Here is a 7,378-nt window from a genome sequence, read left to right as displayed (position 1 = left end):
GACACAGCCCGGTGGCCTTGACCTCGACCAGTACCTCGCCGGCTCGCGGCCCTTCGAGATTAACCTCCATAACTTCCAGCGGCTTCCCAGCCTCCATCGCCACCGCAGCTCGCGTTCGCATTCACTTCCCCTTGGTCAGGTCTTTCGTCATCAGACGCTTAATAAGATTCTCATAAGAATATGAGCGAGCGCCCGCGACCTGCCAATTCATACCTTGGTTGGTGTAGGCGATGGTGGACTTCATGATGGCGGCACCGCTAGTCTGGGCGCCGAGGAGGATTACCGATGCAATCAAAGCGGTTACTGTCCCTGGTCTTTGCGGTCACCTGCCTTGGTGGCCCCGGCGGGGCTGCCGATTTCTCGGACCCGACCTGGCCTTGCATTCAGCGCAAGGTCGAGCGTCTCTCTGTCGGGTTGATGTGGCCGCATCCGATTGAGGACGTCACCCTTTCCGATCAGGAGCAGGCGGCGGTGAATGAGCTTGTCGGCCGGTTCACTCTGCGTCGTCTCGCATTGGATGAGATTGCACCGGTGCTTGGTGACTTTACCGCAAAATACGGAGCCGAATCGCAGCTTCTCGGGACTGTCTTTGCAAAAACATTCGACCGACTGGCGGCAACCCGGACGACGATCTTGAAAGGGATCGAGGAATATTCGCTGTCGCAAATTGCGATGGCCGAGAAGATTGGCGCGACACGCGGCGAGATGGACAGATTGCTTGCCGCCGAGCCACCGGACTACGACAAGGTCGATGCGATTGAAGCGCAGCTTGACTGGGACGAGCGGATCTATACGGATCGCAAGCAGTCTCTGACCTATGTCTGTGAAACGCCTATCCTGTTGGAAAAACGTCTGTTTGCAATTGCGCAGATGCTGTTGAACGCGGCTGAGAACTGAGGGTCAGTCCCATTCCATTTCGGTAAAGGCGACGGTCGCATTGCGTGCGTTAAAGGCATCAAACAACTGCCAATGCTCCGCCTCGGAAGCGGCAATTGCATCAACCGCTTCGCCCAGGCGCTGGCCTTGATCAATCGCTGCGCGGGTATCCTCGGCCAGCACGCGCAGGTAGCGTTCAACCGCCACGCCGCCCGCGGGCCAGTCCAGCACCGGTCCGCCATGACCGGGTACGATGCGGATCGCGGGCAGGGATGTCATCTCGACCAGCACCGCCTGCCAGCCGCGCAGCGAACCATCAAGCGCCGGTATGTGCTCATCAAAGATCAGATCGCCGGTGAAAAGGATGCCGGTCTCTTCGTCCAGAACCGTCAGATCCGTTCCGGTGTGTCCGGTCGGCCAGACTCGCAGATCAATCCGCCTGTCGCCAAGATCGATGTGCAGAGAGTCTTCGACGGTGATGTCGGTTGACATGGGCTCGGTACCCAGAAAAGCAACCGGGCCGATCAGCGAGGCAAGGCTTTCGCGATAGTTCTCCTGGCGGTCGGCCAGCGCCCGGTCCAATGCGGCATGCCCGACAAATTGCGCTCCGGTGTCTGCAAATGCGGTCGCACCAAAGACATGGTCGGGATGTGTATGGGTCAGGATCACATGGCTGACTGACAAATCGGTCCGGGCGCGCACAGCCCGCCAGATCGCCTCGCCCATCCAGCGCGCCGAGCCGGTGTCGATGATCGCGACAGAGTCGCTGCCAATGATAAAGCCGATATTGGAAACATCGCCGCGATTGTCCGTATCAGGTTCCGCAATCTGGCCACGATGCACGAAAACACCCGGTGCGATCTCTTTAAAGGGCAGCGCCGCTCCGACAGGTTTGCACCAAGGGGTGCCGGTTGTATGACCTGCTGGATGTTTCTTTGGCGGGCGCGCCACAAGGGCGGCCTCGCAGGCCTCTCTCGACGCCGCTTCGTACCCCGGCAGCAGGGCGTCACGACACTCCTCCCCGGCAGCCAACAGACAGATCGTGAGAATCGCCTCAAACATTCAAAGCCCTTTTGCGCACCGGGGTTCAGCTTGCCGGGGAACGCAAGTGTGAACCAGACATACCAATGACTTATATATTTTCGCCCAATTTTATGGCATATGAGGGCGCAATTGCCCGTGATCTGACTGGAGAAATGCCATGAAATTTGCATGTGCCGCAGTTTTGGCAGCCTCTTTGGCCTTGCCTGCCTATGCCGAGACATCGGCCCCAAAGAACCCGTTGAACGACGGTGAAACCTGGGCAGAACTCCGGGGCGATGTCGTTGGCGACGAGGTGATCGCGGACGGTGCAGCTCTGTTTGATGTCGATGCGCCGTACCGGGCGCATGATGCGGCGACGGTTCCTGTTCATATCCGGCAACTTGACGACACGGCATCGATCGAAAGCGCGATCATCGTGATTGACGAAAACCCCGCACCGGTCGCGGCTGAGCTCAACTTTGGCCCGTCAATGGCACCGCTGGACATGGAAGTGCGGGTGCGGGTGAACATGTATTCCAACGTACGCGTGATTGCCAAGACCGATGCCGGGCTGGCTATGAACGGCCGCTTTGTCAAGGCATCCGGAGGCTGCTCGGCCCCGGCGACCAAAGACCCGGAACTGGCGCTGGCGTCGATGGGTCAGATGCGGTTGAAATACTTTGAGGACACGCTCCAGATATCCACGCCGCGCCGCGAGGCGCAGATCATGATCCGGCATCCGAACTATTCCGGACTGCAGCGCGATCAGGTTACCCAACTCTTCATCTCGGCGCATTTCATCGACACGCTGGAAGTGTTCCAGGGCGATGACATGCTGTTTACCATGGAAGGTGGCATCTCAATAAGCGAGAACCCGGTGTTCCGGTTCAGCTATTCAGACAATGGCACACCGGCCCTGCTTGTTCGCGCGACCGATACCGAAGGCAACGTCTTCGAACAGACATTGATCAAGGCCGGCCATACCTGATCAGGCACCGTTCAGAAGCAGATGATCTCGGCTTCGGCCTGCGCGCGACGCAGGTCGGCAACGATGGCATTTGCCATCGCCGCGGTACGAAAAATCGACATGCGTTCGCCGCCGGTCAGACGCAAGGACAGCACTGTCTCGGCTTCGACATATTTGGAATAGGGCAGGATCGACGCAATCACATCGATCGAGCAGGAACATTTCTCGAGTATGTCGCGACTCTGGCCATTTGTCGCCATGCAGCCAAAGACGTAATCGGCCCGCGCGGCAGTCGGATAATCATTCAACCGCTCCTGTACCGATTGCGCGGCAACTTGCGGCGCAGCCAAAAGGGCCGCCGCAAGGACGGCCGCAATCCGGTTCATTCTGTCGTTTCCGTGCGATCGAAGGTCATGATCGACGAATAGACCGGGTCTCCCGCATCAGTTCCGGGCACATGTGCCGAAAGAACCAGATACCAGCCGGGCGCATCATCTGACATGCTGACCGTCAGGGCCAGATTGTCGAAACCCTGCATCCGGTCGGCATTCGGATCGTCCTTGAACGGGCGCATCGTGACATCGACGGTTTCAACCGCCTCCCCGGCGATTATCGCTTGACCGTTGCTGATCTCGGACGGTTTTATCAACGCCTCTTTGACCCGGTTGCGGATGTAGAAAGGACTTCCGCCAGCGGATTCCGCCATGTCCCGCACAACGGTCTCGACGAAATACATGATCATCGGGTTGCCAACGCTGGACGGAAAGGCGCCCAGATTGCGATACTTGTCTCCTTGGGTGAACTTCAGCAACGCTTCCGGCACCTGGCCATCGGCAAAGGAAATGACGATCTTTCCGGTGTCGCGATCTGCGGTTTCGGGCTTGATGCTGTTCTGCACCTTGCGGTCGTAAATCAGTTGTTGCTTCTGAGTGAACCCATCCAGCGTGCCGTTCTTGAACAGCAGATCATAGGTTTCAGGCGCCGATGTTTCGGCCGCCGAAGCGGCCCCTGCAATCATCGCGATCGCCGACAGAATGATAGTGAACTTGCGCATCTCCGAATTCCTCCCCGAATGACCCTACCGCACAGGCCAGTGCTGTCATGCGATACTTTTGTCGGTGACCGCTAACATGTCCGATGCACCCGCGCGCGTCTTGGCATTGATCATCCGGCGCAGGCGCGACAGGTCCACAGGCTTTGTCAGCACCAGAAAATCATCCTCGACCCCAAGACGCGCCAGCGGCGCGCCGCGTTCCGCCGTGATCATGATGGCCGGCACCGAAGCATTGGTCTGCGCGCGCACGCCACGGATCGTTGCGACGCCGGTGTCCCCGCCGTCAAGCTGATAGTCTGCCAGGATAATGTCGGGCGCCACGCCAATGTCGCTCACCAATTCCATCGCCTCCTGCGTCGAACGCGCGCCCAGCACGCTTGCGCCCCAGCTTTCCAGCTTCTGGATGGTGGCAAACAGCACGTCCGGGTCGTTTTCGACGACAAGCGCGATCAAATCCATGGTGCTGTCCGGCTCGTAAGGTCCGTTCAGCGCCGGAAGGGGTGGTCGCGGCGCGTGTTTCACGATCTTCATCTCGATGGAAAACACCGATCCGATGCCGGGCTTTGACCGCACCCCGACCTTGTGCCCCAGGTGCCGGCAGGTACGGTCCACGATAGACAGGCCCAACCCCATACCAGACCCCACAGGCACGTTTTCGGCGCGGGTGAATTCCTCGAACACGCGTTTTTGATCCTTGTGCGCGATCCCGATGCCGGTATCCCAGACCTCGAGCGCCACGTGATCGCCACGCCGCCGACAGCCGACCAAGACGCGCCCTTTCTCGGTGTACTGGATCGCATTCACCACAAGGTTCTGGATTGATCTCATCAGATAACGATGATCGCTGCGCACCCATGTGGTGCAGGGGACCATATCCAGTTGAACCCCTTTTTTTGCGGCAACGGGTTGCTGATCTTCGATCACCGCCTGGATCAGGTTGCCAAGGCAGAAATCCGTGGGGCTCAACTCCGAGCCGGTGCTTTCCAGGCGCGAGATATCCAGCAGCGCGTGCAGTAACGTCTCCATCGACGTGAACGATCCGTCCAGCCGTTCGACCATGGTGTTCAGCTGCGTATCCTTTGCCATATCCCGCAAGGTCGAGATCAACAGCTTGGCCGCATTGATCGGTTGCAGCAGATCATGGCTGGCTGCCGCGAGAAACCGGGTTTTGGATGACACGGCGGCCTCCGCCTCTTCTTTTGCCAGCCGCAGCTCTTCTTCAGCCTTTGCCTGTTGCTCATATTGTTCAGTCAGTAACAGGTTTGCCTGCGTCAGCTCGGATGTGCGTTCCTCGACCCGTTTTTCCAACAGGTCGGTGGTTCGCGATTCCAGCGTCACATCCTTGATATCGGCAAGAAAGCCCCGGTCGGGCAACTGGTGGACGTGCAAATCCAGAACCCGTCCGCCCGCGTGTCGCAACCGTTCCCGAAACCGCCCTTCCTCGCGGAGAGTCGTCAACCAGCCATCGGTATTTGCCAGTTCATTGGCGGCGTCCGGATAGCTGTCGCTGATGAAATCGAGGATCTGCGAAAAACGGGTTCCGTTCTGTACGAGCGTGAACGGCAGGCCCAGCAGATCGCGGAACCGGTCATTGAAAATCATCACCGTGCCGGCGCGCGAGAAGGTACAGATGCCGATGCTCATGTGGTCAAAGGCCGATTGCAGGTAATGCGCCTGCATGTCGATCAGCTGATCTTTCTCCAGCCGGTTCTTGCGCACAATGTCGGTGATCTCGGTCTGCAGGATGATGACATTGTCGAGATTCGTATGCTGCTGACTTATCTGGAACCAGCGATCCCCATGCAATTCGAGCACGAATGACGTCAGGTCGGGTTCAGCGCCCCCTCTGGCCGCCTTGGTCAGATCCTGTTGCATTCGCTCGTCATCATCCGCCAGATGACGGCTGGATTTGAGCGCATCATAATACTCTGCAAGGCCCAGCCCCGGCAGAATGCGATCGGTGATATCCGGCATCAGCGATCTGAACAGATCGTTGCAAACCTGCAACTTGCCATCGGAAAACAGGGCAAATCCACCCTCCATGGCAGACAGGGCGTCTGACAGGTTCTTTTGCGTCTGTTCCCGGTCAAACCGGAGCAGTTCCAGTTCGTTGGAGGCGCGTTCTAGATCGCGCGTCTTGGCCCATATCTGCCCCTGCAGGGCGATGGCCGACTGAAATGCGGAATAGGCGGAATTGCCCACATCGTTCTGGCGTCCGGCGCGGCGCACAAGAGCTTCGATGATCTTGGCTTGTTTGGAAACCTGAACGTCAAGCGGGTCCTCGGGATTGATCAATGCAGGTCCCGCTTTTTCGGTTCATAGAACGCGACACCAACAAACGTCTGGTTCACATGCACACCACAATGCTGTTCACCATAGGTATTGAAGCCGAGCACCCGTTGCCCCCGCAAAATCTCGGAGGCCGAGCCGGTCAGATCTTTCTGATCGATTTCGAGCTTGCGCAGAAAACAGTCAAACCCAAGAATGAAATCGGGTGGCTTTCCCAGCGAGCTCTTGACATCGAGTTCATCATTAAGCGTGCGCAGGATTTCCTGTCCGCGTCCCAGAGTCAGCAACAGCCCCATGTCGATGGCTGACAGGAAAGACAGCGCCCCCCCATCCTGTACGCCCTGAATGGCGCGCACATGGTAAAGTTCGTGATTGCGCACTAGAACCGGGTTTTCCGCGAAGACCTGAGGAGAGAGTTCGTCGACCTCGACCCCGACGAGGCGCGCGTATTCCTCGGCAGCAGGAGAGCCATTGATCTCGAGCGCAAGCCGTTCTTCGGGGAGCGCTTCGGTGACGACCATTTGTTCGCCTGTCGGCAGGAAGTGGTCAAAACCCAGACCGGCGAATTCGAGGTCGGTCTCTAGCAGCAAGATCAGGGCGGCATCGCTGTGAAACTGACCCATGTGAAGGACCGACGTTTCCCTGAAGTTCAGCCCGTTGCCCGCCGACCCTCCAAAAACCGGCATCTCTTCGAGGCCCGATTGCAGGGCGGCAACCAACATGTCTTCCTGTTTGGACAGCCCGTCCGAAAGGGTCAGAGCCAGCCGGCTCCAATGTGCGGTCCTCTGGAATTGCGCGGACAGCTTGCGCACATCCGATGCGACCTGTTTGATCGACAGTGGTTTCAGCGGCGTAACCAGATGCGTTGCACAGCGAAAATGCGCCTTTGGGAATGACAGAACCAACAGCGCCTCGGTCTCGTATCCCTGCGGGGTGATTTGCCCGGCTGTGGTGCAGCCAAACATGGGAAGCCCTGCGAATTGCGTGTTCAGGGCCATTGCCAGATCATCAAGGTTCAAGCCGTCCGGCACGAACACCAAGAGAAAACAGGCACCGGCACTATCCAGTTGGGCGGCGATGTCATCGACTGCGGCGGTGGCGTCCTTTTCGTAGGATACGGCCGTATCGACGAACGCAGGTTTCACAGGCACCTGAAGCATCTGGTCAGC

Annotated in this window: 7 protein-coding genes and 1 pseudogene; 2 read left to right on the top strand and 6 right to left on the bottom strand. The window is 58.4% G+C overall.

Annotated features, from left to right (window positions below; genetic code table 11):
• Positions 1-121: pseudogene (locus tag QO231_RS18300) on the bottom strand (S-(hydroxymethyl)glutathione dehydrogenase); the annotation flags it as partial.
• Positions 122-285: 164 nt separating this feature from the next.
• Here QO231_RS18300 and QO231_RS18295 point away from each other — a divergent pair.
• Complete coding sequence (locus QO231_RS18295; RefSeq protein WP_316779724.1) at positions 286-897, top strand: hypothetical protein; 612 nt, start codon at positions 286-288, stop codon at positions 895-897.
• A 3-nt stretch (positions 898-900) separates the two neighbouring features.
• On the opposite strand, the gene QO231_RS18290 is transcribed toward QO231_RS18295, so the two are convergent.
• Positions 901-1,938: a quinoprotein relay system zinc metallohydrolase 2 gene (locus QO231_RS18290; protein WP_316779722.1), complete on the bottom strand. Its 1,038-nt coding sequence runs from the start codon at positions 1,936-1,938 to the stop codon at positions 901-903.
• Between the two features lie 139 nt (positions 1,939-2,077).
• Between QO231_RS18290 and QO231_RS18285 the strand changes: the two genes are divergently transcribed.
• Positions 2,078-2,887, top strand: a complete 810-nt coding sequence (locus QO231_RS18285; protein WP_316779719.1) for a quinoprotein dehydrogenase-associated SoxYZ-like carrier — start codon at positions 2,078-2,080, stop codon at positions 2,885-2,887.
• Positions 2,888-2,898: 11 nt separating this feature from the next.
• On the opposite strand, the gene QO231_RS18280 is transcribed toward QO231_RS18285, so the two are convergent.
• Genes QO231_RS18280 through QO231_RS18265 form a run of 4 tightly spaced genes read right to left on the bottom strand, consistent with a single transcriptional unit; the run spans position 2,899 to position 7,369 of the window.
• Entirely contained in the window at positions 2,899-3,252 is a 354-nt protein-coding gene (locus QO231_RS18280) for a hypothetical protein (protein WP_316779717.1), read from the bottom strand.
• Positions 3,249-3,920 (bottom strand): hypothetical protein, encoded by a 672-nt coding sequence (locus tag QO231_RS18275; RefSeq protein WP_316779714.1) that lies wholly within the window; start codon positions 3,918-3,920, stop codon positions 3,249-3,251. Before QO231_RS18275 ends, QO231_RS18280 begins: the two co-directional genes overlap by 4 nt.
• Before the next feature lie 45 nt (positions 3,921-3,965).
• Entirely contained in the window at positions 3,966-6,215 is a 2,250-nt protein-coding gene (locus QO231_RS18270; RefSeq protein WP_316779712.1) for a hybrid sensor histidine kinase/response regulator, read from the bottom strand.
• The gene (locus QO231_RS18265; RefSeq protein WP_316779709.1) at positions 6,212-7,369 is read right to left on the bottom strand and encodes an FIST N-terminal domain-containing protein; all 1,158 of its coding nucleotides are present in this window, start codon (positions 7,367-7,369) and stop codon (positions 6,212-6,214) included. Before QO231_RS18265 ends, QO231_RS18270 begins: the two co-directional genes overlap by 4 nt.
• Positions 7,370-7,378 lie beyond the last annotated feature (9 nt).

The sequence above is a fragment of the Sedimentitalea todarodis genome (assembly GCF_032595355.1).
GTDB classification, from domain to species: domain Bacteria; phylum Pseudomonadota; class Alphaproteobacteria; order Rhodobacterales; family Rhodobacteraceae; genus Sedimentitalea; species Sedimentitalea todarodis.
The sequence above is the reverse complement of the archived record's forward strand: the minus strand, read 5'-3'. Positions and strand labels throughout refer to the sequence as shown.

Bases quoted from the DNA above. Each gene is read 5' to 3' on its own strand.
- QO231_RS18280 (WP_316779717.1), bottom strand. From the start codon at position 3,252: ATGAACCGGATTGCGGCCGTCCTTGCGGCGGCCCTTTTGGCTGCGCCG.
- QO231_RS18285 (WP_316779719.1), top strand. From the start codon at position 2,078: ATGAAATTTGCATGTGCCGCAGTTTTGGCAGCCTCTTTGGCCTTGCCT.
- QO231_RS18275 (WP_316779714.1), bottom strand. From the start codon at position 3,920: ATGCGCAAGTTCACTATCATTCTGTCGGCGATCGCGATGATTGCAGGG.
- QO231_RS18290 (WP_316779722.1), bottom strand. From the start codon at position 1,938: ATGTTTGAGGCGATTCTCACGATCTGTCTGTTGGCTGCCGGGGAGGAG.
- QO231_RS18295 (WP_316779724.1), top strand. From the start codon at position 286: ATGCAATCAAAGCGGTTACTGTCCCTGGTCTTTGCGGTCACCTGCCTT.
- QO231_RS18265 (WP_316779709.1), bottom strand. From the start codon at position 7,369: ATGCTTCAGGTGCCTGTGAAACCTGCGTTCGTCGATACGGCCGTATCC.